The sequence below is a fragment of the Amycolatopsis sp. A1MSW2902 genome (assembly GCF_017312175.1).
In the GTDB taxonomy this organism is placed as follows: Bacteria; Actinomycetota; Actinomycetes; order Mycobacteriales; family Pseudonocardiaceae; genus Amycolatopsis; species Amycolatopsis nivea.
This window is the reverse complement of sequence record NZ_QJPO01000001.1, coordinates 4,041,187-4,065,700: the sequence shown is the minus strand read 5'-3', so window position 1 is coordinate 4,065,700 and position 24,514 is coordinate 4,041,187. Positions and strand designations below refer to the sequence as shown.

Below are 24,514 nucleotides of genomic sequence, written 5' to 3'. Positions count from 1 at the left end.
CGTGCGCGCGATCGACGTCCACAGCCATTTCGTCCCGCACGGCTGGCCCGACCTCGGCGAGGGAATGCCGTGGCTGCGCGCGGAAACCGAACGCGAGGCCATGATCATGGTCGGTTCGGAGGAGTTCCGCCGGATCCGGTCCGACTGCTGGGACGCCTCGGTCCGGCTGCGCGACATGGACGCCGACGGCATCGAGGCGCAGGTCGTCTCGCCGACGCCGGTGTTCTTCGGCTACGACACCAGCCCGGGCCAGGGCGAGAAAATCGCCCGGGTCTTCAACGACCTGGCGCTGGAAATCTGCGCGCCCGCGCCGGACCGGCTGGTCCCGTTCTGCCAGGTTCCGTTGCAGGACACCGACGCCGCCTGCCGCGAACTGGACCGTGCCGTAGCGGCCGGGCACCGCGGCGTGGAGATCGGCAACCACGTCGGCGACCGAGACCTCGACGACGCGGGCGTGGTGACGTTCCTCCAGCACGCGGCTTCGCTCGGCGTCCCGGTTTTCGTGCACCCGTGGGACATGCCGGACGCGCCGCGGCTGGACCGCTGGATGGCGCGGTGGCTCACGGGGATGCCCGCGGAGACGCACCTGTCGATCATCGCGATGATCCTCGGCGGGGTGTTCGACCGGGTGCCGCCGAGCCTGCGGATCTGCTTCGCCCACGGCGGCGGGTCGTTCGCGTTCTGGCTGGGGCGGCTGGAGAACGCGTGGCACCAGCGGGCGGACATTATTGCCACGTCGGAGAAGCCGCCGTCGGAGTATGTCGGACGGTTCAGTGTCGATTCGGTGGTGTTCACCGAGCCGGCGCTGCGGAATCTGGTCGACACACTGGGGGCGGAGCAGGTGATGGTGGGGAGCGATTACCCGTATCCGCTGGGGGAGCGCCCGGCCGGCGGGGTGGTGCGACGGGCGGAGTTCCTCGACGAGGCCTCGCGGGAGTTGTTGTTGCGGGGCAACGCGAGGCGGTTCCTCGGCTAGTCCAGGCCGAGGTGGTCCCGCAGCGTAGGGCCGCGGTAATCCTCCCGGAACACCCCGCGTTCCTGCAGCTTCGGGACCACCTCGTCGGCAAACCGGTCCAGCCCGCCCGGCGTCACGTGCGGGACCAGGATGAAGCCGTCCGACGCGTCCGCCTGCACGAGTTCGTTGATGGCCGACGCGACCGTTTCCGCGGAGCCGATGAAGTTCTGCCGCCCGGTGACCTCGATGATCAGTTCCCGGCTCGACAGGTGCTTCGCTTCCGCCAGCTGGCGCCATTCGTTGGCGGTCGCGATCGGGTCGCGGTGCATGCGGACGCTCGCGCGGCCCTTCGAGATCAGGTCGCCGACCACCGGGTCGAACGACGGCAGCGGGCCGTTCGGGTCGTGGCCGCTGAGGTCGGTGTTCCAGAGCTGTTCGAGGAACTTGATCGCGGTCTGGTCGCTGACCTGCTGCAACCGGACCTCGTGGGCGAGTTCGTGCGCTTCGGCGTCGGTGTCGCCCAGGACGAACGTCGCGGCGGGGAGGATGACCAGTTCGTGCGGGGCGCGGCCGTATTTCGCCAGGCGGCCCTTGACGTCCGAGTAGAACGCTTGGCCCGCTTCGAGGGTGCCGTGCCGGGTGAAGATGGCGTCGGCGGTCGCGGCAGCGAATTCGCGGCCTTCTTCGGAGTCCCCGGCCTGGATGGTCACCGGGCGGCCCTGCGGGCTGCGCGGGACCGGGAAGCGGCCGGAGATGTCGAAATGGGCGTCGTGGTGGGCGAAGTCGCCGCCGTCGGCCAGGAAACGGCCGGATTCCTTGTCCGCGAGGAGTTCGCCGCCGCGCCAGGAGTCGAAGAGTTCCCACGCCGTGCGCAGGAAGGTTTCGGCGCGCGAGTAACGCTGGTCTTGCGGCAGGAAGCCGCCGCGGCGGAAGTTTTCGCCGGTGAAAGCGTCCCAGGACGTCACGACGTTCCACGCGGCCCGGCCGGCGGAAAGGTGGTCCAGGGAGGCGAACTGGCGGGCCACCTCGAACGGTTCGTTGAAGGTGGAGTTGATGGTGCCGGCCAGGCCGAGCCGGTCGGTGACGGCGGCGAGCGCGGACAGCACGGCGAAGGTGTCCGGGCGGCCGACGACGTCGAGGTCGTAGATTTCGCCGTTCTGTTCCCGCAGGCGCAGGCCTTCGGCGAGGAAGAAGAAGTCGAATTTCGCGCGTTCTGCGGTCTGGGCCAGCTTCACGAACGAGCTGAACTCGATGTGGCTGCCCGCTTCGGGATCGCTCCACACGGTGGTGTTGTTGACCCCGGGGAAGTGCGCGGCGAGGTGGATTTGCTTGGCAGTCATGGAAATCTCCCGGGACTCAGGCGGCGTAGCGGTTGGCCGGGCGCGGCAGGCCGAGCAGCCCGCGCAGGGTCGAGGCCTCGTATCCGGAGCGGAACGCGCCCCGGTCGCGCAGTTCGGGGACCAGCGCGCGGGTGATGGCGGTCAGGTCGTGCGGCAGGGCACCGGGGCGGAGCCGGAAACCGGTCAAGCCGGCGGCGTGCCAGTCGAGCAGGAGGTCGGCCAGCTGGGCCGCGGTGCCGGTGAAGACATGCGCGTCCGAGCTGAACTCGGCGCGGTCGTCCAGGCGGGCTTTGCGCTCGGCCGCCGCCTGCGAGGTTTCGTCGAGGAAGACCACGAGGTCGGCGAAAACCTGAAGGGGCGCACCGATTTCGTCGATGATCGACGCGGCGTGCGCGCGGTCGTTCGGGGTCACATACACGACGTCGGCCTGGCGGGCGGCGAGGCGATAAGCGTCGGGACCGTGCGCGAGTGCGGCGACGATCGGCTGGCCCTGCGGCGGGCGCGGCGTGATGGACGGGCCTTTGACGGAGAACCAGCGGCCCTCGAAGTCGATGTAGTGCAGTTTGTCGCGGTCGATGAACCGGCCGGTGGCGACGTCGCGAATCTCGGCGTCGTCCTCCCAGCTGTCCCACAGCCGGCGCAGCACCTCGACGTAATCGGCGGCTTCCTCGAATAGCTCGGGAACTTCGGGCGGCGTGCGGCGGCCGAAGTGCCGGAACTCCTCCGGACTCCCGGACACCTGCACGCGGACCCCGGCGCGGCCGGTGCTCACGTAGTCGAGCGTCGCGATCGCCTTCGACAGGTGGAACGGCTCCGTGTGGGTGACGACGGCGGTCGGGATCAGGCCGATGTGCGACGTCAGCGGCGCGATCCGCGAGGCGAGCAGCACGGCGTCCAGGCGGGTTTGCGCGCGGTCGGCGCGGGCCGTCGGCTCGGCGGGATCGCGCAGGGAGAGGAAGTCCTCGAAAGTGACGAAGTCCAGGTGCGCGGCTTCGGCTTCCTGGACCAGTTCGGTCCAGTATGCGGCGGTGAGCAGGTCGGCCGGGCGGGCGTCCGCTTCGCGCCACGCGGCCGGGTGCCAGCCCGCGCCTTCCAGCGCGACGGCGAGCCGTGGTCCGGTGAGCCCTGTCATGCTGCGTCCTTTCCCCGTGGATGCCAGCAGTGTGGCGCGGAAACCGCGGCGGACGCGACGGCAACCAGTTTCTGGGACGGGCGGCCGGAGCGGGAATAAACCGGTTGCTCGCAGTCACGCCGACGCGGTTTGCTCGATGCTGATGAATCGGATGCACGCGGATGAAGCGGAAATCGACGACGACCTGGTCCGTCGCCTCGTCGCGGCCCAATTCCCGCAGTGGGCCGGGCTGGCGGTCTCGCGGGTCGCCTCGTCGGGGACGGAAAACGCGATGTTCCGGCTCGGTGACGATCTCGTCGCCCGGCTGCCGCGGCTGGAACGCGGGGCCGCCGAGATCGGCCACGAACAGCGCTGGCTGCGGTGGCTGGCGCCGCGGCTGCCGGTCGCGGTGCCGGAAGTGCTCGCCGAAGGACGGCCGGGCGAGGGCTTCGAGTGGGACTGGTCGGTGCTGCGCTGGCTGCCCGGCGTCAACCCGGATTTCGGCGACGCGCAGGTGGCGCGGGACTTGGGCGCGTTCGTGAAAGCGTTGCGCGGCCTTGATACTTCGGGGGCACCGGAGGTCAGCCGGGGCCGTCCGCTGCGCACGCGGGACGCGCCGACCCGGGAGGCGATCGCGCAACTCGGCGGCGATCCGGCGTACGTCGCGGCGTGGGAGAAGGCGCTCGCGGCACCGGAGTGGGCCGGACCGCCGGTGTGGCTGCACGCGGACCTGTCGCCAGGAAATGTGCTGGTCGACGACGGCGGGCTGAGCGCGGTGCTGGACTTCGCGGGAGTCGGGATCGGCGATCCGGCGGTGGACCTGATCCCGGGATGGAACACGTTCGCGGCGGCTGAGCGGGAGGTGTTCCGTGAGGCAGTGGAGGTAGACGACGCGACGTGGGAGCGCGGGCGGGGCTGGGCGTTGTCGATCGCGCTGATCCAGCTGCCGTATTACCGGGAGACGAATCCGGTGCTGGCGGCGAACGCGCGGCGCACGATCGAGGCCGTGGCGTCGGACGGTTAGTCGAGGTCGATCCGGATCGTCAGCAGGTCGGTTCCGAACGCCTGGACCGCGGTGCTGTTCCAGCGTGGCAACGACTTCAGCCGCGCGCGGGCGTCGTCGTCCGGGAGCAAGCGCGCGACTCCGCGCAGCCAGCGGCCGTGCAGTCGCAGCCGGACGCGCGGGTCGGCCTGGATGTTGCGGACGTACTGCGATCGTTCGCCGAACTCCGACACCAGCCAGAATTCCTGACCCACACGGCGGCCGCCGATCGGGGTCTGGCGGGGGAGACCCGAGCTGCGGCCGGTCGTTTCGAGCAGCGTTTGGCCGGGGAGCCGCGACAGGACCGGGTTGCCGAGCCGGCGCTGGAACGTCGTGACGATCCGGTGCTGGAGGTCGCCGGGCCGAGCTCGACCGGCGGCGGCCCGCAACCGGGCGGGGATGACCCGTTCGTGGATCGGCACGGCCAGGGCCCACAGCTGGCGGGCCGGGAACCGGTTATAGGTGACTTCTGTGGTCCAGTACACCCGGTCCGCGTCGAGGTGGACGATGTTGCGGGTGGTCATCAGGGGCGAGGGCGCTTCGAGCACGACGCGGTCCGGGGTGGCCGAAGCGACGGTCCAGCCGAGGACCCGGTCGGGCGACAGACGAGTGGTCAGGCCGAGGCCGAGCCACCCGGTGCGCAGGAAGGCCCGCAGCGGCGGGGGAGCGCCTTCCCAGACCGCCCGGGCCCACGCCAGGGCGTCGCGCTGGTCTCCGGCAGGACGCGAAATGTCCACTGTGGACGTGAAATCCGGCACTCCGTCACGCTAGCACCCACCACCGTCAGGACGCCGGTTTCCAGCCCAGCTCCGGACCCAGCCGGGTGGCCAAGTCGGTGAGGATCTGCACGTAATCCTCGTGCTCGAAGGTAAACGGCAGCGCGAAGGCGACCTCGTCGATCTCCCGGAAGGCGGCATGCTGGTAGAGCTGTTCGGCGATCTCGGCGGATGTGCCGACGTAGTCACGAGAGAACAGCAGACCTCCCGGCCCCTGCGGGGTTTTCGTGCGCGGCAGGCGTTTTGCCGCATAATCCTCGTACTTCGCGCGCTGCTCAGCCGTGGCGCTGTCGGTCGGAATCACCACCAGGCCTTGCGAAACCCGCGCCCGCGCGCCGTCCGGATGGTGCGACCGGAAGGCGCGCACGTGCGAGAGCTGGATCTGCTCGAAGTCCGTCGAGCCGTCCTCGGCGCGGACGACGCTGCTGGTCAGGTAGTTCATCCCGGCTTGTCCGGTCCAGATCGCCGACCGGGTGCTCGCGCCGCCGTACCACAGGCGGCTGGCGAGGCCGGGCGAATGCGGCTGCACGCGCTCGGAGAACGTCTCGATGCCTTCGACGCCGCTGAACGTCGACGCGGGCTCGCCGCGGACCAGCGACAACAGCCGCGACACCCGGTCGTAGCCGAAGTTTTCGAGGTCGCCGGTGTCCGGGTACAGCGCGCCCCGGACGTCCTCGTAATGAATCGGCGGGCTGACGCTCACGCCCGGGTTGAGGCGTCCGCCGGACAGGATGTCGACGGTGGCCAGATCTTCCGCAAGGCGCAGCGGGTTTTCCCAGCCGAGCGGGATGACCGCGGTGCCCAGTTCGATCCGGCTGGTGCGCTGGGTGGCGGCGGCGAGCACCGCGACCGGCGACGAGATGCCGTACTGCAGGTGCCGGTGGCGGACCCAGGCGCTGTCGAACCCGAGCTGCTCGCCGAGTTCGAGCACGCGCAGCGTGGATTCGTGGCCGGGCCGCGGGTCGTCGCCGTCGAACAGGCCGATCGTCAGGAAACCCAGTTTGCGCAGCGGGTGCGTTTCGCTCGGCACGGCGGATCCCTCCTGGGGTTGGCTAAGCCGGAATAACCGCGGGCCGGTCCAGGTTGTTCCGGCTCGCTGACACTGAACACTGGGGAGTACGCACGATGCGCGCTTTGTCCATCACCCGCTACGGCGGTCCCGAAGTCCTCGAAGAGATCGAGGTGCCCGAGCCCGTTCCGGGGCCGGGCGAAGTGACCATCACGGTCTCGCACGCGTCCGTCGGGCTGATCGACGCGCTGATCCGCCGCGGGACGCTCGCGGAGTACGACTACGCGCCGAAGCCGCCGCTGGTGCCGGGGCTCGAGGTCGCGGGCACGATTCGCGCGGCCGGACCGGGGAGCGGCTTCTCGGTCGGGGACGAGGTCGTCACGCTCACGCTGCCCGGAATGGGCGGATACGCAGACGTCAAGCTCGCGCCCGCCGCGCTCGTCGTGCCGCTGGCGGGCACCGGCGTGGAGCGCGCGCAGGCGGTGGCCGGTCTGGCGAACACCGTGACGGCCTACCTCTCGCTCACCGAGGCAGTGCGGTTGCCGAAGGACGCGCGGGTGCTCGTGCACGGCGCGCTCGGCGGCCTCGCCTCGGTATACCCCGAGGTGGCACGGCTGCTCGGCGCTCGCGAGGTGGTCGGCACGGTCCGGCGGCCCGAGCAGGTCGAGGCGGCGAAGCAACTCGGTTTCGACCGGGTCGTGCTGTCCGGGGAACTCGGCGAACTGAGCGACGAGCGGTTCGAGATCATCGTCGACCCGGTGGGCGGCGACCTGCGGATCGCCTCGCTGGACCTGCTGGCGCCGATGGGACGGATGCTGGTCGTCGGCAGCGCGGGCAGCGAGACCGCGCCGCTGGTGGACTCGAACGCCGTGTGGGGCAAGAACATCGGCGTGGTCGGCTTCAACGTGGGCGGCTTCCTGGCCGCCGACCCCACGCCCGCCCGCCCCGCCGCGGACGCCGTGCTGCCGCTCTACACCGACGGCCGGATCCGGCTGCCGGTCACCGTCCTGCCGATGGCGGAGGCGCGCGAGGCACACCGGCGGATGGACACGGGCGAGGCTGTGGGGCGGCTGGTGCTCGCCAACCCCGAATGACCGCGTCTTGACGGTCGTGAGGGACCCCCTGAGGGAATCAGATTCCTTCAGGGGGTCCCTCACGGACCGCAAACTCGAGCGCGCGGCCGCTCCTGACGTCACGCGGTCACCTGCTCCCCGCCGGGAATCGCCGCCAGCAGGTCGCGGGTGTACTGCTCGCGCGGCCGCACCAGGACGTCGTCGGCTGGGCCAGTTTCGAGCAGCTTGCCTTGGCGCATGACCCCGACCTGGTCGGCGATTTCCTGCAGCACGGCCAGGTCGTGGGTGATGGACAGGGATGTCGGGCGGCTGGTGCTCGCCAACTAACGTCACGCGCGCACCTGCTCCCCGCCGGGGATCGCGGCCAGCAGGTCGCGGGTGTACTGCTCGCGCGGCCGCCGCAGGACGTCGTCGGCTGGGCCAGCTTCGAGCAGCTTGCCTTGGCGCATCACCCCGACCTGGTCGGCGATTTCCTGCAGCACGGCCAGGTCGTGGGTGATGAACAGGTAGGTCAGCCCCAATCCATCCTGCAGTTCCACCAGCAGGTCCAGGATCTGCGCCTGCACCGAAACGTCCAAAGCGGACACCGGTTCGTCCAGCACGACGAGATCCGGACGCAGCGCCAGCGCACGGGCGATCGCCGCGCGCTGGCGCTGGCCGCCGGACAGTTCGGCTGGTTTCCGGCGCAGCACTGACGACGGCAGTGCGACCTGGTCCGCCAGTTCGGCGACCCGTTTCGCCCGGCCGCCGACGCGGAACGCACGCAGCGGTTCGCCGATCACGTCGGCGATGGAAAAGCGCGGGTTCAATGAGGCGTACGGGTTCTGGTAGACGAGCTGGAACCGGCGCCGCAGCCTGCGCAGTTCGGCGGGGGACAGCTGCGTGACGTCCTGACCATCGAAGCTGATCGTGCCCGCGGTCGGGGTTTCCAGGCCGACCGCCATGCGTGCGGTCGTCGTCTTGCCGGAGCCGGATTCGCCGACCAGCGCCAGCGTCCGGCCGCGCGTGAGCTGGAACGACACGTCGTCCACGGCTTGCACCGAACCGGCGCGCGAGGCGAAGGTCTTCGAGACCGACTCCACGGACAGCAGGACTTCCGGGCCTTCCGCGCGGCAGGGCCGGAGCGGTTCGCGGCTCAGGCTCGGGGCGGCGGCGAGGAGACGTTGCGTGTAGTCCTGCGTCGGAGCGGCGAGGAGTTCGCGGGCCGGTCCTTCCTCGACCAGGCGTCCCTCGGACAGCACGGCGATCCGTCCGGCCCGGTCTGCGGCGACGCCCAGGTCGTGCGTGATCAGCAGGATCGCGGTGCCGTCGTCGGCGGCCAGTTCCGCCAGATGGTCGAGGATTTCCTTCTGCACGGTCACGTCCAGCGCACTGGTCGGCTCGTCGGCGATGATCAGCCGCGGTTTGCCTGCCAAAGCGATGGCGATCAGCACCCGTTGCCGGAGTCCGCCGGACAGCTCGTGCGGATACTGCCGCGCGCGCAATTCCGGGCGGTCGACTCCGGCCCTCCGTAGGAGTTCCACCGCGCGGGCGGCGGCCTCGTTCCGCGCGGCCAGGCGGTGGATGAGCAGCACCTCGGCCACCTGTTCGCCGATCCGCCGGACCGGGTTGAGCGACACCGTCGGATCCTGCGGCACCAGCGCGATCCCGGTGCCGCGCACCTGCCGCCAGTCCTTTTCGGACAGTGTGGTCAGGTCGCGTCCGTCGAAGGCGATCCGGCCCCGGCGGACCAGGCCGCCGCGGGGGAGCAGCCCGATCGCGGCGTGCGCGGTGGTGCTCTTCCCGGACCCGGATTCGCCGACCACCGCGACGATCTCGCCCGCTCCGACCCGCAGGCTGACGTCGCGCACGGCGGGCACCACGCCGCCCGAGGTGCGGTACGAGACCGCCAGTTCGCTGATCTCCAGCACTTGTCAGCTCCGTTCGCTGTCGAGAGCCCGGGAGACGCGGTTCGCCGCCAGCACGACGGCCGCGACGGTCAAGCCCGGGAACGTGGTCATCCACCAAGCGGTGGCGAGGAAATTGCGGCCGCCGGCCACGAGCGCGCCCCATTCCGGCGCCGGCGGGCTCGCGCCGAACCCGAGGAAACTGAGCGCGGACACTTCGAGCACCGCGGTCCCGACGGTCACCGTGGCCAGCACCAGCACCGGCCCCAGCGCGTTGGGCAGCACGTGCCGCCCGAGCACCCCGGCCCAGCGCACGCCGGACGCCCGGGCCGCCTCGACGAACACGCCGGAACGCACCCGCAGCACCTCGGCGCGCATCAGCCGGGCGAACGCGGCGAGGTTCGCGACCCCGACCGCGATCGCGACGTTCGTGGTGCCGAACCCGAGCGCGGTCACCAGCGCCAGCGACAGCAGGATCGCCGGAACCGCCTGGAGGACGTCGACAATCCGCATCACGACCGCGTCGAGCCACCCGCCGCGGAACCCGGCGAGCAGTCCCAGCGCGGACCCGGCGGCGAACGCGACGAGAACGGCGAGCACGGTCGCGCGCAGGGAAAGCCCGGCTCCGTGCACGACGCGGGCGAACACGTCGCGGCCGGTTTCGTCGGTGCCGAAGAGGTGGCTGAGCGACGGGCCTTGGAGCCGTTCGGAGGGGACGCCGGTGATGGGGTCCTGGCCGGTGAACAGCGTGGGCGCGAAGGCCGCGATCAGCACCGCGACGAGCACGAGCCCGGACACCAGCAAACCGGGTCGGCGGACGAGGAACCGTTGGGACAGCACGGCTTCAGACACGCGCGGGCACCTCCTTGCGCACGGAGACCCGCGGATCCAGCAGCGGGTACACGAGATCGACGACCAGGTTGAGCACCACGAAGAAGAACGCCGCGAGCACGATCACCGCCTGCACCACCGGCACGTCCTGCGCGGTCACCGCCGACGCCGTGACGCGGCCGAGCCCGTCGCGCGAGAACACGGTTTCGGTCACCACCGAACCGGCCAGCAGGTTTCCCGCGACCACGCCCACCAGGGTGAGCGCGGGCAGTCCGGCGTTGCGCAGCGCGTGTCCGAAGTGGACTCGACGGCGGCTCGCGCCCTTCGCCCGCACCACTTCGATATACGGCTCGGCGAGCTGAGTTTGCAGGCTCTTCGCCAGCACCTGCGCGATGATCGCCCCGGTCGGCAGTGCGAGCGTGACCGCCGGGAGAACCAGCGACGCGAAACCGGTCGACCCGAGTGCCGGGAACAGCCGCAGCTGGAACGAGAACAGCTGGATCAGCAGCAGCCCGACCCAGAACGTCGGCAGCGAGGTGCCCAGCGGCGGCAGGGAAAGCAGCAGCTGGCTCACCCAGCGGGTGCGGGTGAAGGTGCCGAGCACGGCGATCCCGCCGCCGAAGACGATCGCGAGCACCAGTGCCAAGCCGGAGACGGCGAGCGTCGGCGGCAACGCGGCGAGGACCTGGTGGGTGGCGTCGTCGCCGGTGGCGATCGAGGTGCCGAAGTCGCCGTGCAGCGCGGCGAGGAGGTGCTTGCCGTACTGCACGAGAACCGGGTCGTCCAGCCCGTACTCGGCGCGCAGGGCGGCGATCTGCTCCGGCGACGCGCTGGGTCCGCCCTCGGCCGAGCCGAGTTTGGTGAGCACTGCGTCGCCGGGCAGCAGGTACAGGATGACGAACGACAGCGTGAACGCCGCCCACAGCACGACTACGGCCTGCAGAACGCGGCGAAGCAGCGGGAACCCTTTCACGAGCCCGAAACCCAGGCGTCGAACAGCTGCAGCCGCGAGGAAGCCTCGAAGCCCACGTCATGCGCGGTCGGGCCGACGCCGAGCACCTGCGTCAGCTCGAACACCGGGATCGAGTAGGCCTGCTCCACGATGGTCCGCTGCGCCTTTTCCGCTGCTGGCTTGCGCTTCGCGGGATCGACCGTGGCGGACTGTTCGGTCAGGGACGCGTCGAGCGGGTTGTCCGCGGGCAGCTTGCTGCGGTTGTTCGTCTTCGTGGAGAACTGCTGGCGCAGGATGTCCGGGTCGGCGCGGGTGACGTTGTACCAGAGGAAATCGTAGTCGCCGGCCTGCTGCAGGCGGGTGACCTCGGCGTTGGTGTGCAGCTCGATCTTGAGGTCGAAACCGATCTTGCGCAGCTGCTGCTGGATCAGCTCCAGCACGCTCTGGTTCTGGTTGAACACCGGCGAGAACAGCACCGACGCGCCGAGCCGCTGCCCGTTCTTGGTCCGGATCCCGTCCGGGCCGGGGACCCAGCCGTCGGACTGCAGCAGCGCCCGCGCGCCCGCCGGGTCGTAGGCGAGTTCCTGGGACAGATCCGTGTACAGCGGCGTCGCGGAGCCGAGGATGCTCGTGGCGGGCTTGTAGTTCGGGGTGAGCACGGTGCTGGTGACTTCGGGCCGGTTCACGCCCTTCGACACCGCCTGGCGCACCTTCTGGTCGGCGAGGACGCCGCGGGTCACGTTCGCGTGCAGGTTGAACACGATGCCCGGGTTCGGCCGGACCGGCTCGGCGAACCCGTCGCCGGAGAACTGCGGTTCGTCCACCGGCTGCACGTCGGTGATCGCGTCGAGCTGGCCGGACGTCAGGCTGCCCGACCGCACGCCCGGCTCCGGCACCACGCGGAAGTCGATCTTGTCGACGTACGCCTCGCCCTGGTGCCGCCACAACGGCGAACCCCAGTGGTAGCCGGTGCGCTTGCTGAGCACGATGTTCTGGTTCGGCTTGAGGCTGGTGAACACGAACGGACCGGAGCCGATCAGTCCGGTGCCCTGGCAGCGCTGCTCGGCGGTGTGCCGGAACGCCGCGGGCGCGAGCACGCCGAGCGACATCGTCGAACTGGCCTGCAGGAACTGCGCGCTGGGCTGGGTGAAATCGAGCCGGACGGTCGCCGGGTCGACTACCGTCGCGCCGCGGTAGGCGGCGAGGTAGCTGGACCCGAGCAGAGCCTTCGCGCCGAGCGCCTTGATGCCGTCGAAGCTGGTCTTCACCGCAGCGGCGTCCACGGGGGAGCCGTCGGAGAAGGTCGCGCCGGGACGGAGGTGGAAGGTGAAGCTCGTGGAATCGGGGCTGACCGTCCAGCGGTCGGCGAGCCAGGGCGTGATCGCGCCGGTTTTCGGATCCTGGTCGGTGAGCGAATCGACCAGCTGACGGCCGACGTTCACCGAGGCGTTGGTGCTGACCTGCTGCGGGTCGATGCAGTCCGGATTGGACGAGATGCCCAGCCGGAGCGTGCCGCCCGGGCGCGGGGGACCGGCGTCCTGCGAGCCGGCCCCGCCCGCGGTGCCGCACGCGGCGAGCAGCAGCGGAAGGGCCAGCGCGAAGGCGGAACGGGACCGCGCGCGGGCGGGACGGCCGGGTCGGGGCGGGGTGTGGCGGGGCACGGAATTCCTCCAGCGGGGACGGAACGGATGCGTCCAGCTCACCTGTTCGCGGCGGTGCGCTGAAGCCTGTCCCAGCAGGTGAGCCGGTGTCCCGCGATCCGGCCGGGCGCGTCGGTTCCGGTTGACGGGCAAGGAAAGGCGTGGCCCGCGCCCGCGTGATAACCGGAGGGGTTTTGTTCGGCGAGAAGGTCCAGGGAACGGGAGCATCCGGCGGTGTGCTGCGGAAAACCGGTTGCGGCGCGGGGGAGACTGGCGGACATGGCGGGGCGGGATGGGAGCGGGTCGGCTTGGGTCCGGCTGCAAGCGGTGGCGGTGTCGGGTTCGACCTGTGAAGGGCTTTTGCTCGCGGCACTGCCCTTGCTGGCCGTTTCGATCACCACCGACCCGCGTGCGGTGTCGCTGGTGAACGTCGCCGGCCAGGCGCCGTGGCTGCTGCTTTCGCTGTTCGCCGGGGTGGTGATCGACCGGGTCCGGCGGACGACCGTGCTCGCATCCGCGTACGCGGTGCAGATCGTCGCCGCGCTCACCTTGGCGCTGCTCGGTTCCACCGGTTCGCTGAGCCTGCCCGCGCTGCTGGTGGTGGCGTTCGTGGTCACGACGGCGCAGGTGTTCGGCGACGGGGCGGCGGGCTCGGTGGTCCCCGAGGTCGTCACGCCGGATCAGCTCAACATGGCCAACTCCCGGCTGCAGGTGATCGACCGCGGCATGGTCCAGTTCGTGGTGCCTCCGGCGACCGGGCTGCTGATCGGCATCAGCGCGGGGCTGCCCGCGTGGCTGGCGGCCGTCGCTGCCCTGGTCGCGTTGCTGCTCGCGCGCGGGATCCCGTCGGCGAAACCGGTGCGGACGCCCGCGCATCCGCTGAAGGACCTCACGGCCGGGCTGCGCTATCTAGTCGGCACGCCGCTGCTGCGCTCGATCACCATCACGGTTGCGCTCGGGTCGTTCGCGGCGGCGGCGGGCAACTCGATGCTCGTCCTGTACGCCACGCAGGAACTGCATCTCGCGCCGTTCGGCTACGGCGTGCTGCTGGCCTGCCTGGCGGTCGGCTGGGTGGCGTCGTCGTTCTTCGTGGACCGGTTCGTGCGGCGGTTCGGCTACTCGACGGCGATGCGGATCGCGCAGGTGTGCGCGGTGCTGAGCCAGCTGCTGATCGCGATCGTGCCGCCGTGGCCGGTGCTGGTCGGCGCGGTGCTGATCTTCCTGACCTCGACGACGTTGATCTGGAACGTGTGCTCGCAGTCCAGCAGGCAGCGGTTCACGCCGTCGGAGCTGCTCGGGCGCGTGCTGACCAGCCACCGGGCGCTCGCCTGGGGCCTGACGCCGCTGGGCGCGCTCGCGGGCGGGTTCGTGGCCGTGCACTGGAGCTTGCGCGGGGTGTGGGTGATGGCGGCGGCGGTCCAGCTGCTCGGCACGACGCTGGTGTGGCGGCAGCTGACCCCGGCGGCGTTCCGGGACGCGGAGGCCGCGATGGCGCGCTGAGTCAGGCGCGCTTCGGCAGCTTCCAGCCGGGACGCGGGAAGTGGCAGGTGTAGCCGTTGGGGTAGTGCTGCAGGTAGTCCTGGTGCTCCGGTTCGGCTTCCCAGAAGTCCCCGGCGGGGGTCACCTCGGTGACGACCTTGCCGGGCCAGAGTCCGGAGGCGTCGACGTCGGCGATGGTGTCTTCGGCGATCTGCTTCTGCTCGTCGGTGGTGTAGAAGATGGCGGAGCGGTAGCTGGCGCCGATGTCGTTGCCCTGGCGGTTCTTGGTGCTGGGGTCGTGGACCTGGAAGAAGAACTCGAGCAGGGCGCGGAAGTCGGTCTGCTCCGGGTCGTAAGTGACCTCGATGGTTTCCGCGTGGGTGCCGTGGTTGCGGTAGGTGGCGTTCGGCACGTCGCCGCCGCTGTAGCCGACGCGGGTCGCGGTCACGCCGGGCTGGTGGCGGAACAGCTCCTCCATGCCCCAGAAACACCCGCCGGCCAGAATCGCCTTCTCCGTGGCCATTTCGCCTCCTCCGTGCCTGAACCGCTTCCGCCGCCATGCTAGTCGCCGGGCAGCAGCCCGAGGACGAGGGCGAGCGGCGGCCACGCGTCGCGCCCGTGCCGGGTGCAGGCGAAGGCCCGCAGCCGGACGTCCGGCCCGGTCAGCGCCACGACGGCGACGTCGGGCCGGGTCGGCCAGGACTCGGGCAGCAGGCCGACCCCGCCGCCCGCGGCGATCAGGTCCTGGACCAGGTCGAGGTTGTCCGCGCGGTGGGTGAAGCGCGGCGCGAACCCGGCCATCGACGCCAGCGTCCCGACGACCGTCTCGTCCGCGCCGTTGCGGGAGTTGCCGATCCAGTCGCGGTCGCGGAACGCGGCGAAGACCTCCAGCGTTCCGTTGCCCCGCAACCGTTTCGCGTCCGCGCGCGGCACCGCGAGACCCCACGGCGCCGTCCACAGCGGACGGACGGCGAGCGACGGATCGGCGGGCGCGGGCGCGAGGTTGTAGTCGTAGGTGAGGGCGAGGTCGACGTCGTCGGTCCGGAGCTGAGCGAGCGCTTCGGCGGGCTCGTGCTCGCTGATCACCACGCGGACCCGCGGATGCCGCTGCGCGAGGAGATCCGCGACCGGGAGCACCGCGTGCCGCACGCCGGTCCCGAACCCCGCGACCCGCACGGTCCCGGCGGGCTCGGCTTCCGGATCGAGGTCGACCCGGGCGGCCTCGACCGCGCCCAGGATGGTCACGGCGTGCTCGGCGAGCCGTCGCCCGGCGGGAGTGAGCCGCACGCGGCGGCCGTCCGGTTCGAGCAGCGCGACGCCGGTTTCCTTGGCCAGCACCGAGATCTGCTGGGAGACGGTCGACGTTGTGGTTTCGAGCACGTCCGCGACCGCGCGCATCGAGCCGAGCCGCGACAACTCGAGAAGGAACTGCAGCCTGCGGGTGTCCATCGCCCGATTGTCCAGGATATCCGGACGGTACGTCCAGGATTGGCACGTGGACACGAACGGTCCGGATGGGTTCTCCTGGACAGCGTGCTTCCCTCCACTCCCCGGACCGGTGTCGTCCTCGCCGTCGGCGCGATGCTGTCCGTCCAGCTCGGACTGGCGGTTTCGGTCAGCCTCGCGAACCAGATCGGGCCGACCGGCGTCGCGTGGCTGCGGCTCGCGTGGGCCGGCGTGCTGCTGCTGGTGCTCGTGCGGCCGCGACCGTCGGCGTTCCGCCGTCCGGCGTTGCTGACCTGCGTGGTGCTCGGCTTCGCGACCGCCGGGATGACGATCCTGTTCATGGTCGCCGCGACGCGGTTGCCGCTGGGCACGGCGAGCGCGCTGGAATTCCTCGGCCCGCTCACCGTCGCGATCATGCGCGGCCGCGGCGGAACCCGGGTGTGGCCGGTGCTGGCGGCGGCCGGAGTGGTGCTGCTGACCCAGCCGTGGCAGGGCGGCACCGACCTGATCGGCGTGGGCTGCGCGCTCGCGGCGGCGGTGTGCTGGGGCGCGTATATCGTGCTGACGCAACGGGTCGGCGACGAGGTGTCGGGCCTGCGCGGGCTGGCGGTGTCGATGCCGGTGGCTGGTCTGGTCGCCACCTTCGTGCACGCCCCGGCGGTGGTAGGCGACCTGACGTGGCCGCTGGTGCTCGCCGGGCTCGGGCTCGCGGTGCTCGTGCCGGTGGTGCCGTTCAGCCTGGAGATGATGGCGCTGCGGCGGTTGACGACCTCGGCGTTCGGGACGCTGATGAGCCTGGAGCCGGCGATCGCGCTCGTGCTCGGCTTGATCGTGCTGCACCAGGTGCCGAACGTCGCCGCCGCGGCCGGGATCGCGTTCGTGGTGGCCGCGGGCATCGGCGCGGAACGGACCGGGGCGCGGGAGCCGGTGAAAACCGCGGTCTAGGGCGGGTCTGGGAACCTCCGGGCCAAGGGTGAAGCCCCGCGCTGTCCGGCGGAGAATCGCTTTGGTCCCCGAGGGGTTTTCGGGCCTATTCTTGGCCGATGCGACTGGGCGGGGGGGCGGGGCTGTGCGGGGGACGTCGCGATGGTGGCTCGTTGCTGCGGTGCTGGGCGTGCTGGTGTTCGCGGTCTTCACCGCCGGGACAGCCTGGTCGCTGCTGTACCCCCGCTACGTGCTGGAAGACGGTGAGCTGGCGGCCGACTTCGCCGTTCTCGCCGGGTCGTTGTCCTTGGCGGTGTTCGGCGTCTTCCGTGCCAGTCGGCCGGACGGCCGGGTCTCGGCGCGGGCGGACAGGCGGTGGCTGCCGCCGCGCGGCAAGCACGACGGGCAGGCGGCGATCGACTTGGACGCCGAGATCCCGCGGCTGCGGGGCACCGGCGTCAGGGCGTGGGGATTCGCGGGGTGCTGGTTCGTCGTTCTCGTCGGATGCGTCGTGGGAATGGTCCGCATGGAGGCGTCGGCGGAGACCCTGCTGGCCACGGGAGCCCGGACCGCCGGGGAGGTGCTGAGCGTCGACGACCCCGTGAGCGGGCGCGGGGCTTCGTCGATGCGGGTGCGCTACGCGGCAGGCGGCACGAGCTGGACTGCCGAGATCGTGCGGAACTCCGGCCGGAGCTACTCGCCGGGCGAAAGCGTGACGGTGGTCTACGACCCGGCGGACCCCGAAGACGTGCGGACCACCGAGGAACAAAACGACAACCAGGCTCTCGTCGGGCTTTCTGTGGTGCCGGGGATTCTGGCTGTGGTCTGCTTGCCTTTCGCACTGGTGGCGGCCGTGGGGTGGCGCCGCCGGCACCGGGAGGTGCGCCGCACCGGTTGGCGCGCGGCGGAGGTGACGGTCGTGCCCGACCCCGCGCGCAGGTCCCGGCGTGGGCCGGTCGTCCTGGTGCGGTACCGCGACGGCTCCGGAATCCGCTTGCGCCAAGCCATGTCGACTCATGGGTGTGGCCTCGTGCGGGAGGCGCCGGCCTGGGTGGGCGGAACGGGACGGGACATGGTTGTGCTGTTCCCGCACGGCCGGTGGAGGCAACGGCCGAACGCCATGCCCGCCGTCGCCGAGTCCGAGCGAGTCCGGCGCTGGTCCGACCTGCTGTGGTGATCCGACCTCGCCTCCCGGTGCGCGGCGGAAGACGTTCTACGCTGGCGGCATGCAGGTGGAGATCTGGAGCGATGTCGTGTGCCCGTGGTGCTACCTCGGGAAGGCGCGGTTCGAGAAGGCGCTGGCCGGATTCGAGCACCGGGACGAGGTGACCGTGACGTACCGGTCGTTCGAACTGGACCCCGGGAAGACCGGGACCGAGCCGTTGCTGGACATGCTCACCGCGAAGTACGGGCCGCAGGCCGCCGAGATGGAGCAGCGGGTCGCCGGGCTCGCGGCGGCGGAAGGGATCGGCTACCGGACGGACCGGGAGATCGGCAACACCTTCGACGCGCACCGCCTGCTGCACCTGGCCCGCGAAAAGGGGCTGGAGAACGAGATGGTGTCCGCGTTGTTCCGCGCGAATTTCGCCGAGGCTCGGCCGGTGTTCACTTCGGACGTGCTGGCCGATGTCGCCGAGGAGGCCGGATTGCCGCGCAGCGAGGCCGAAGCGGTGCTGGCGGACCCATCCAGGTACGCGGAGGCGGTGCGGGCCGAGGAACGCGAAGCGGCGGAGCTGGGCGCGGGAGGGGTGCCGTTTTTCGTGCTGGGACGACGGTTCGGGGTATCCGGCGGGCAGTCGGTGGAGGTTTTCGCGCAGGCGTTGGAGAAAGCCTGGGCGGCGTCTGCGGGGAGCTGAGCCCGGCTGCTGGGAAGCAGCCGGGCGTCGGTTCCGGTGCGGTTATTCGGACCAGGTGCTGAGGCGTTCGAGCACCTGCGGGTCCGCAGTGACGGGTTCGCCGACCAGCGTGCGCCGGTCGTCGCGGCGGGGGAGGCGTGGGCAGTCGGTGGAGGTTTTCGCGCAGGCGTTGGAGCAGGCCTGGGCGGCGTCTGCCGGGAGCTGAGCCCGGCTGCTGGGGAGCAGCCGGGCGTCGGTTCCGGTGCGGTTATTCGGACCAGGTGCTGAGGCGGTTGAGCAGACGTTCGAGCACCTGCGGGTCCGCGGTGACGGGTTCGCCGGACACGGGTTCGTCGACCAGCGTGCGGCGGTCGCCTCGGCGCGGGAGGCGGACCTGTCCGGCGGAAATCCCGCCGGGCAGCGCCAGTTCGCACCACGTGGTGCGGCCGCCGCGTTCGCCGGGGCGTACGCCGATCCGTTCGTCGCGCGGCGGGGTCGGGGCGACGAGGTCGTCGTCGACCTCGATCACGAGCCGGTCCCCGCGCAGCTGCAGCCGGACGGTCACGAAGGCGGGCGCGGACGGGCTGCTCTGGTCGACGACGTCGCCGACGAGCCGGACCGCGGCGTTCGTGACCTGGTCCAGCATCGGCATCAGGGACCAGTCGGTCAGGATCAGGCGGACGAACAGCTCGGTGCACGGGACCGCGCTCGGCTGCGCCACCAGCCGGAGGTCGTCCACCTGGGTAGTGCGCGTGCTCAAGCGTCACCTTCCTCCTCGGCGAGCGGTCCGATCGGCCGGGACCGTGCGGGCATCATGCCACCGTCGCCGCACCGCGCTGCGGCGGGAGGGCGGTGTCCGGGAGAACCGCAGGTCACACGCCTCCGCCGCGGAACTCCTATGCTGGCCCGATGTCGGCAGAGTCGGCCCGGTGGGCGATCCAGGACTTGATCATGACCTACGCCGCGCGCATCGACGCGGGCGATCTGGCCGGAGTGGGCGAACTGTTCCGCGACGGCACCCTGCACAGCGGCGGCGGCCGGACCGGGCGGGAGGCCGTGGAGAACTGGTTCCGCGACATCCTCGTCATCCATCCCGACGGCACGCCGAGGACCCGCCACGTGACGACGAACGTCCGGATCACGGCGGGCGACGACACGGCTTCCGCGCACAGCTACTTCACCGTTTTCCAAGCCGCGGAAGACTTTCCGCTGCAACCGATCGCCGCCGGGCATTACGACGACCGGTTCGTCCGGCGCGGGGACGAGTGGCTGTTCGCGGAGCGGACGCCGGTGCTGCAGATGACCGGGGACCTGACGCGGCATCTGCGGATGGACGTCGTGCGGGCGGCCAGTTCCGCCGGGTAACGGGTGGTCCAGACCTCGCTCGGCGCGGCTTCGCTCCCGGCCCCGTAAACGTCCGTGAAGGACTCCTTGAGGGAATCTGATTCCCTCAAGGAGTCCTTCACGGACGCCCGCATCGTGGATCGAGCCTGGCGGCGAGGGGGCGTCGCAGGGCCGCACGCGAAGGGTCAGTCCTGTTTGCTCAGCTTCCGCCGCAGGCCACGCCCGGCGGCGAGCGTCGGGAACGCCAGCAGCGCCCCGGCCCCGAGCGGGATTCCCTGCTGCCACGCAGGGGCCCCGAGCGCGGCGGGCGCGGCTTGCGGGTCGTGGTCGCTGACGCCGCCCCAGCGCGACGGCGGCAGGACGATCACCCGCGCCTTGCCGATGACGTCGTCCACCGGGACGGTGCCGTTGACCCCACCGCCGCCTTGGCAGCGGGAGTCGCACGAGTTCTCGCGGTTGTCGCCCATCACCCAGAGGCTGCCCTTCGGGACAGTGACCGGGGCGAACGTCTGCCGTGCCGTCGGCGGCTGGTCGAGCCAGTGCACGTACGGCTCGTCGAGCGGTTTGCCGTCGACCAGGACGCGGCCCTGCGGATCGCAGCACTGGACGGTCTGGCCGCCGACGGCGATCACGCGTTTCACGAAGTCGCGCTCGTCCGGCGGCGCGAAGCCGACGAGGGAACCGAGGCCGCGCAACGTCTTCGTGAAGAAGTTGCCCGACTCCTGCGGCGCGATCTCGTTCGCGGTCCACGGCTGCGGGCCGCGGAAGACGATGACGTCGCCGGGGGCGGGGTCGGTGAAGTCGTAGGTGACGCGGTCGACGACGACCCGGTCGCCGAAGCAGCCGTCGCAGCCGTGCAGCGTCGTCTCCATCGACGCCGACGGGATCAGGAACACCTTCGCGACGAACTGCTGGATCAGGATCGTCAGCACCAGCGCGATCCCGATCAGGATCGGCAGCTCCTGCCAGAACGGGCGCTTGCGCCGCCCCTTCCTGGGCGGCTCCTCCGCGCCGGGACGGTCGGATCCGGACTCGCCGGGGGCGGGGACTGGGGGGATCGGGTCGGCCACGCCGTCAGGCTACCCAGATCCGCGCGCCCGGCGGCGCACCGCGCGCGGCCACGATCGGGGGGTCGTGCCGGTGAGCGGGACGGCAACCGGAGAATTCGCCCGCGGGGAAGGAAAACGGTCCGGAACCGGGGACGGATTCCGGAATCCAGCGCCAGCCGGAGCGCCGTGGCACGGTTTGCGTCACGGCGAGACCGGAGTGGGGCGTCGGTCGAGTGGGGTCAGCTGCTCGACGAATTCCGCGACTCGATGGCGCCACGTGTACCGGCTGTGCGCGAGCGCGGAGGCGAGGACGAAGGAAGAACCGACGCGGGTATGCACCTTGCGATGCAACGGTAATCGGACGCGACTACTTCTCGAACGACCCGTGCCTGCCCGCGCCCGCGGCGAACCGCGCGGCACCCGCGAGCGTGTCCGATTTCAAGGACCGAATCCCGTGCCGGAATTCGTTTTCCAGCGCGGACTCCTCGCTCAAGGACTCGCTTTCCAGCAATGCCGCCCGGTCCTCGCGCAAGCACGTCTGCGGAAACGCGGCGATGTCCCGTGCGAGGGCGATCGCGGCGGGCAGGGACTGCCCGGCAGGCACGACGCGGTTCGCCAAACCGATCCGGTGCGCTTCCGCCGCGTCGACCGGGCGTCCGGTGAGCACCAGGTCGAGCGCGTGGCTCCGGCCGATCAGCCGCGGCAGCCGCACCGTGCCGCCGTCGATCAGCGGGACTCCCCAGCGGCGGCAGAACACGCCGAACACCGCCGTTTCTTCGACGATCCGGAGGTCGGCCCAGATCGCCAGCTCCAGCCCGCCCGCGACGGCATGGCCGGACACCGCCGCGAGCACCGGCTTGCGCAGCCGCAGGCGCGTCGGTCCCATCGGGCCGTCGCCGTCCGGCTCGGTGCGGTTGCCGTGCCCTTCGCTGACCGCCTTGAGGTCCGCGCCCGCGCAGAAAGTCCCGCCGACGCCGTACAGCACCGCGACCGAAGCGTCCGAGGCGTCGAATTCCCGGAAGGCGTCGGCCAGCGCCTCGGCGGTGGCGCGGTCGACGGCGTTGCGGCGCTCCGGCCGGTTGATGCCGATGGTGGTGACCGGACCGTCGTGCTCGACCAGCACAGTGCTCACGCGGGGCCTCCTGGGGAAGAAGCGGCTGTCCGGGCAGCATGCCACGCCCCGTAGGCTCCGGCACTGGTGTCGGCACGGGAAGGGAGTGCGGAATGGACGGCCTGGCCGCGTTCGGGTTCGAGCTGGGGGTGCTCAAGCGGGTCCGCCGCGCGGGCTGGTGGCAGGCGGGCGTCCGCGACCCGGAGTCGGTGGCCGAGCACAGCCTCCGCGCGGCGCAGCTGGCGGCGCTGCTCGCCGCCGAGGAAGGCGCGAACCCCGAGCGCGCGGCGTTTCTCGCGCTGTGGCACGACACCCAGGAGACCCGCACCGGCGACCTGCCGCACACCGCCGCGCCGTACCTGACGAAGCCGGAACCGAGGGCGATCACGGCGGACCAGACCGCGGGCCTGCCTCGTGCGTCCGCGGAAACCGTGCAGTCGGCGGTAGACGAGTACGAAACGCGCGAGTCGCCCGAAGCGCGATGCGCTAAGGACGCCGACAAACTCGAGATGCTTTTCCAGGCGCTCGAATACCGTGCGACCGGAGTCTCCACAGTGGACGAATGGCTCGCGTCGGCGCAGGCAGGGCTCTTCACCGAAACCGCCCGGCGCGTCGCCGAAGCAGCCTTGGCGACGCCGCCGCTGGCGTGGCGCTCCCGTTAGAGCTCACCCACATGGGCGCACTTTTGGTTTAAGACTGACCTCTCTGGGAAAGATCCAAAGTACGACCATCTCGGGGAGGCACAGGATGAACCGGAAACTCACGGCAACACTGGCCAGTATCGCGGCGATGGCGGCAACGATCGGATTCTCCGCGACCGCGGAGGCGGCGGGCCCGCCGTGCGGCCCCCAGGCGAAGGCGTGCCTGAAGCTCTCGGCGAACACGGCGTGGCTGATGGACAACGGCAAGGTCACCCGCGGCGGCGTGCCGGTCACGGTCGGCAAGCCCAAGTACCCGACCCCGGTCGGCACGTTCCGCGTGCAGTACAAGGACATCGACCACTACAGCAAGCAGTTCCACGGTCCGATGCCGTACTCGGTCTTCTTCACCAACACCGGGGTCGCGTTCCACCAGGGCAGCCTGAAGGTCCAGTCGCACGGCTGCGTCCACCTCTCGCACGCCGACGCGGTGGCGTTCTTCAACGCGCTGCAGCCGGGTGACGTGGTGCAGGTCGTGCGGTGATCACCCGACGGGCATCGGCCGCCGCAGCGCTTGCCGGCGCAGGCGGCCGAACCCCCTCGGATTGTTGAGCCCGAACACCGCCACGGTCTGTCCGTCGCGGTGATAGGTGGCGAGGAAGGACTCGTCGTCCGGACTGCCGTCGGCGAAGCGCACCTCGTCCTCCGGCGCGGGATGTCCGGCGAGCTGGATGGTCCCGGCGTACTGATCGGACCAGACGTAGCCGCTCGGCTCGTACTCTCGGACCACTTGCCCGGCCAGCAGATTGGCGACCGCGACCGAAGCCTGTTCGGTCGCGTTCGTCCAGTGCTCGTGCCGCGTACCGACCGGCCCGTACGACGCGACGTCGCCCGCCGCGACCACGTTCGGCAGCGAAGTGACCAGACCGGCGTTGGTGCGGACGCCGTTGCGCACCGCCAGCCCGGAGCCGTCGAGCCACTCGACTGCCGGCACCATCCCGATCCCGGCGACAACCACGTCAGCGGGCAGATTCTCGCCGGTTTCCAGCTGTACCCCGGTGACCCGGCCGGAGAGCGTGGAAAGTCCGGCCACCGAGGCGCCACAGCGCAGAGTGACGCCGTTCCGGTCGTGCAGGCGCGCGCAGATCGAGCCGAGTTCCGGACCCAGCACGCGGGCCATCGGCGTCGGCAGCGCCTCCAGCACGGTGACCTCCAAGCCCAGGCTGTTGGCCGTCGACGCCACTTCGGCCCCGATGAACCCGCCGCCCACGACCACCACGCGCGCACCGGGAACCAGCTCGTCGCGCAGGGCGAGCGCGTCGTCCAAGGTGCGCAGAACATGAACTCCGGCAACGGATTCCGTCCCCGGCAAGGCGCGCGCACGGCCACCGGTCGCCAGGACCACGCCGTCCGCTTCCAGCTCCCCGTCCGACAGCACGAGGCGGCCGGTCGCCGGATCGAGCCGTTCCGCCCGGGTGCCGAGCCGGACGTCCAGCGAAGCCAGATCGTCGGCGTCGAGCAGGTCCAGCGACTCGCGCGACGCGGACCCGGCCAGGAACGCCTTCGACAGCGGCGGCCGGTCGTAGGGGAGATGCGGCTCTTCGCCGACGAGCACCACCCGTCCGTCGAACCCCTGGGCGCGCAGCTCCTGCGCGGCGCGGGCGCCGGCGAGCGAGGCGCCGACGATCGCGACCGTTTTCACGCGGCGTCCTCGGCGGCGTCGGCGAGCACGTAGATCACGCCCTCGTCGACGTGCACCTGGTACGTGCGCACCGGCTGCTTGGCTGGCAGGCAGGACGGCATCCCGGTGCGCAGGTCGAAGAGCGCCGCGTGCAGCGGGCACTCCACGAAGCAGCCTTCGAGCCAGCCGTCGGCCAGTGATGCGTCCTGGTGGGTGCAGGTGTCCCCGATCGCGTACAGCTCGCCGTCGGCGTTGAAGACGGCGATGGGTTCGGGCCCCGCGATCCGGACGGACTCGCCCGGGGGCAGCTCGTCCACAGTGCACGCGCGCAGCATTGATTCCTCCGAAGCCAGTGATTGTTGCGTATTGAGGAACACCCGACGTGATACGCA

Annotated in this window: 26 protein-coding genes; 10 read left to right on the top strand and 16 right to left on the bottom strand. The window is 71.1% G+C overall.

What is annotated here, in order from left to right; genetic code table 11:
* Nucleotide 1: 1 nt before the first annotated feature.
* The gene (locus tag DMP23_RS18725; RefSeq protein ID WP_337821860.1) at nucleotides 2-976 is read left to right on the top strand and encodes an amidohydrolase family protein; all 975 of its coding nucleotides are present in this window, start codon (nucleotides 2-4) and stop codon (nucleotides 974-976) included.
* On the opposite strand, the gene DMP23_RS18720 is transcribed toward DMP23_RS18725, so the two are convergent.
* Nucleotides 973-2,295 (bottom strand): NtaA/DmoA family FMN-dependent monooxygenase, encoded by a 1,323-nt coding sequence (locus DMP23_RS18720; protein WP_337821859.1) that lies wholly within the window; start codon nucleotides 2,293-2,295, stop codon nucleotides 973-975. The two genes, DMP23_RS18725 and DMP23_RS18720, sit on opposite strands and share 4 nt — an antisense overlap.
* 16 nt (nucleotides 2,296-2,311) lie before the next feature.
* On the bottom strand, nucleotides 2,312-3,427 hold the full coding sequence (locus tag DMP23_RS18715) for an LLM class flavin-dependent oxidoreductase (protein ID WP_337821858.1): 1,116 nt from the start codon (nucleotides 3,425-3,427) through the stop codon (nucleotides 2,312-2,314).
* Between the two features lie 136 nt (nucleotides 3,428-3,563).
* On the opposite strand from DMP23_RS18715, the gene DMP23_RS18710 reads away from it, so the two are divergent.
* Entirely contained in the window at nucleotides 3,564-4,430 is an 867-nt protein-coding gene (locus DMP23_RS18710; RefSeq protein WP_337821857.1) for an aminoglycoside phosphotransferase family protein, read from the top strand.
* On the opposite strand, the gene DMP23_RS18705 is transcribed toward DMP23_RS18710, so the two are convergent.
* Both DMP23_RS18705 and DMP23_RS18700 read right to left on the bottom strand, forming a co-directional pair.
* A complete protein-coding gene (locus tag DMP23_RS18705; RefSeq protein WP_337821856.1) occupies nucleotides 4,427-5,206 on the bottom strand; it encodes a nitroreductase/quinone reductase family protein in 780 nt (259 codons plus the stop codon). The two genes, DMP23_RS18710 and DMP23_RS18705, sit on opposite strands and share 4 nt — an antisense overlap.
* 25 nt (nucleotides 5,207-5,231) lie before the next feature.
* Entirely contained in the window at nucleotides 5,232-6,254 is a 1,023-nt protein-coding gene (locus DMP23_RS18700) for an LLM class flavin-dependent oxidoreductase (RefSeq protein WP_134733936.1), read from the bottom strand.
* 95 nt (nucleotides 6,255-6,349) lie between these two features.
* Here DMP23_RS18700 and DMP23_RS18695 point away from each other — a divergent pair, with 95 nt between their 5' ends.
* A complete protein-coding gene (locus DMP23_RS18695) occupies nucleotides 6,350-7,327 on the top strand; it encodes a quinone oxidoreductase family protein (protein WP_134733935.1) in 978 nt (325 codons plus the stop codon).
* Nucleotides 7,328-7,425: 98 nt separating this feature from the next.
* Here DMP23_RS18695 and DMP23_RS18690 read toward each other — a convergent pair whose 3' ends face one another.
* The 5 genes from DMP23_RS18690 to DMP23_RS18670 are packed head-to-tail and all read right to left on the bottom strand — an operon-like array spanning nucleotide 7,426 to nucleotide 12,570.
* Nucleotides 7,426-7,629, bottom strand: coding sequence for a hypothetical protein (locus DMP23_RS18690; protein WP_337821855.1), 204 nt, complete (start codon nucleotides 7,627-7,629; stop codon nucleotides 7,426-7,428).
* 6 nt (nucleotides 7,630-7,635) lie between these two features.
* Nucleotides 7,636-9,216, bottom strand: coding sequence for an ABC transporter ATP-binding protein (locus DMP23_RS18685; RefSeq protein WP_337821854.1), 1,581 nt, complete (start codon nucleotides 9,214-9,216; stop codon nucleotides 7,636-7,638).
* 3 nt (nucleotides 9,217-9,219) lie between these two features.
* Entirely contained in the window at nucleotides 9,220-10,044 is an 825-nt protein-coding gene (locus tag DMP23_RS18680; protein WP_134733933.1) for an ABC transporter permease, read from the bottom strand.
* The gene (locus DMP23_RS18675; RefSeq protein WP_275291936.1) at nucleotides 10,037-10,996 is read right to left on the bottom strand and encodes an ABC transporter permease; all 960 of its coding nucleotides are present in this window, start codon (nucleotides 10,994-10,996) and stop codon (nucleotides 10,037-10,039) included. The genes DMP23_RS18680 and DMP23_RS18675 overlap by 8 nt, the downstream gene beginning before the upstream one ends.
* Nucleotides 10,993-12,570, bottom strand: a complete 1,578-nt coding sequence (locus tag DMP23_RS18670) for an ABC transporter substrate-binding protein (protein WP_337824411.1) — start codon at nucleotides 12,568-12,570, stop codon at nucleotides 10,993-10,995. The genes DMP23_RS18675 and DMP23_RS18670 overlap by 4 nt, the downstream gene beginning before the upstream one ends.
* 324 nt (nucleotides 12,571-12,894) lie before the next feature.
* On the opposite strand from DMP23_RS18670, the gene DMP23_RS18665 reads away from it, so the two are divergent.
* Nucleotides 12,895-14,115 (top strand): MFS transporter, encoded by a 1,221-nt coding sequence (locus DMP23_RS18665; RefSeq protein ID WP_337821853.1) that lies wholly within the window; start codon nucleotides 12,895-12,897, stop codon nucleotides 14,113-14,115.
* Between the two features lies 1 nt (nucleotide 14,116).
* Here DMP23_RS18665 and msrA read toward each other — a convergent pair whose 3' ends face one another.
* Together msrA and DMP23_RS18655 are read right to left on the bottom strand one after the other, a co-directional pair.
* Complete coding sequence (gene msrA / locus DMP23_RS18660) at nucleotides 14,117-14,617, bottom strand: peptide-methionine (S)-S-oxide reductase MsrA (protein WP_134670001.1); 501 nt, start codon at nucleotides 14,615-14,617, stop codon at nucleotides 14,117-14,119.
* A gap of 38 nt (nucleotides 14,618-14,655) precedes the next feature.
* Entirely contained in the window at nucleotides 14,656-15,543 is an 888-nt protein-coding gene (locus tag DMP23_RS18655; protein WP_275291938.1) for a LysR family transcriptional regulator, read from the bottom strand.
* Between the two features lie 84 nt (nucleotides 15,544-15,627).
* Here DMP23_RS18655 and DMP23_RS18650 point away from each other — a divergent pair, with 84 nt between their 5' ends.
* The 3 genes from DMP23_RS18650 (at nucleotide 15,628) to DMP23_RS18640 (ending at nucleotide 18,320) form a co-directional block, all read left to right on the top strand.
* Complete coding sequence (locus DMP23_RS18650; RefSeq protein ID WP_337821852.1) at nucleotides 15,628-16,485, top strand: EamA family transporter; 858 nt, start codon at nucleotides 15,628-15,630, stop codon at nucleotides 16,483-16,485.
* A gap of 124 nt (nucleotides 16,486-16,609) precedes the next feature.
* Nucleotides 16,610-17,641 carry a DUF3592 domain-containing protein gene (locus DMP23_RS18645; RefSeq protein WP_337821851.1) on the top strand — a complete coding sequence of 344 codons (1,032 nt, stop codon included), beginning with the start codon at nucleotides 16,610-16,612 and terminating at the stop codon, nucleotides 17,639-17,641.
* 49 nt (nucleotides 17,642-17,690) lie between these two features.
* Nucleotides 17,691-18,320, top strand: coding sequence for a DsbA family oxidoreductase (locus DMP23_RS18640; protein WP_337821850.1), 630 nt, complete (start codon nucleotides 17,691-17,693; stop codon nucleotides 18,318-18,320).
* 247 nt (nucleotides 18,321-18,567) lie between these two features.
* Here DMP23_RS18640 and DMP23_RS18630 read toward each other — a convergent pair whose 3' ends face one another.
* On the bottom strand, nucleotides 18,568-19,059 hold the full coding sequence (locus tag DMP23_RS18630; protein WP_037814340.1) for a hypothetical protein: 492 nt from the start codon (nucleotides 19,057-19,059) through the stop codon (nucleotides 18,568-18,570).
* Between the two features lie 149 nt (nucleotides 19,060-19,208).
* On the opposite strand from DMP23_RS18630, the gene DMP23_RS18625 reads away from it, so the two are divergent.
* Nucleotides 19,209-19,664 carry a nuclear transport factor 2 family protein gene (locus DMP23_RS18625; RefSeq protein ID WP_337821849.1) on the top strand — a complete coding sequence of 152 codons (456 nt, stop codon included), beginning with the start codon at nucleotides 19,209-19,211 and terminating at the stop codon, nucleotides 19,662-19,664.
* Between the two features lie 164 nt (nucleotides 19,665-19,828).
* Here DMP23_RS18625 and lepB read toward each other — a convergent pair whose 3' ends face one another.
* Together lepB and DMP23_RS18615 are read right to left on the bottom strand one after the other, a co-directional pair.
* Nucleotides 19,829-20,713, bottom strand: coding sequence for a signal peptidase I (lepB, locus tag DMP23_RS18620; RefSeq protein ID WP_337821848.1), 885 nt, complete (start codon nucleotides 20,711-20,713; stop codon nucleotides 19,829-19,831).
* A 346-nt stretch (nucleotides 20,714-21,059) separates the two neighbouring features.
* Complete coding sequence (locus DMP23_RS18615; protein ID WP_134670014.1) at nucleotides 21,060-21,824, bottom strand: crotonase/enoyl-CoA hydratase family protein; 765 nt, start codon at nucleotides 21,822-21,824, stop codon at nucleotides 21,060-21,062.
* A 92-nt stretch (nucleotides 21,825-21,916) separates the two neighbouring features.
* Here DMP23_RS18615 and DMP23_RS18610 point away from each other — a divergent pair, with 92 nt between their 5' ends.
* Nucleotides 21,917-22,465: an HD domain-containing protein gene (locus DMP23_RS18610; protein ID WP_337821847.1), complete on the top strand. Its 549-nt coding sequence runs from the start codon at nucleotides 21,917-21,919 to the stop codon at nucleotides 22,463-22,465.
* Between the two features lie 85 nt (nucleotides 22,466-22,550).
* Nucleotides 22,551-22,985, top strand: a complete 435-nt coding sequence (locus tag DMP23_RS18605) for a L,D-transpeptidase (RefSeq protein ID WP_037814335.1) — start codon at nucleotides 22,551-22,553, stop codon at nucleotides 22,983-22,985.
* Here the strand turns inward: DMP23_RS18605 and DMP23_RS18600 are convergent, their stop codons facing one another.
* Nucleotides 22,986-24,143, bottom strand: coding sequence for an NAD(P)/FAD-dependent oxidoreductase (locus tag DMP23_RS18600; RefSeq protein ID WP_337821846.1), 1,158 nt, complete (start codon nucleotides 24,141-24,143; stop codon nucleotides 22,986-22,988).
* The gene (locus DMP23_RS18595; RefSeq protein ID WP_037814333.1) at nucleotides 24,140-24,457 is read right to left on the bottom strand and encodes a bifunctional 3-phenylpropionate/cinnamic acid dioxygenase ferredoxin subunit; all 318 of its coding nucleotides are present in this window, start codon (nucleotides 24,455-24,457) and stop codon (nucleotides 24,140-24,142) included. Before DMP23_RS18595 ends, DMP23_RS18600 begins: the two co-directional genes overlap by 4 nt.
* Nucleotides 24,458-24,514: the final 57 nt, after the last annotated feature.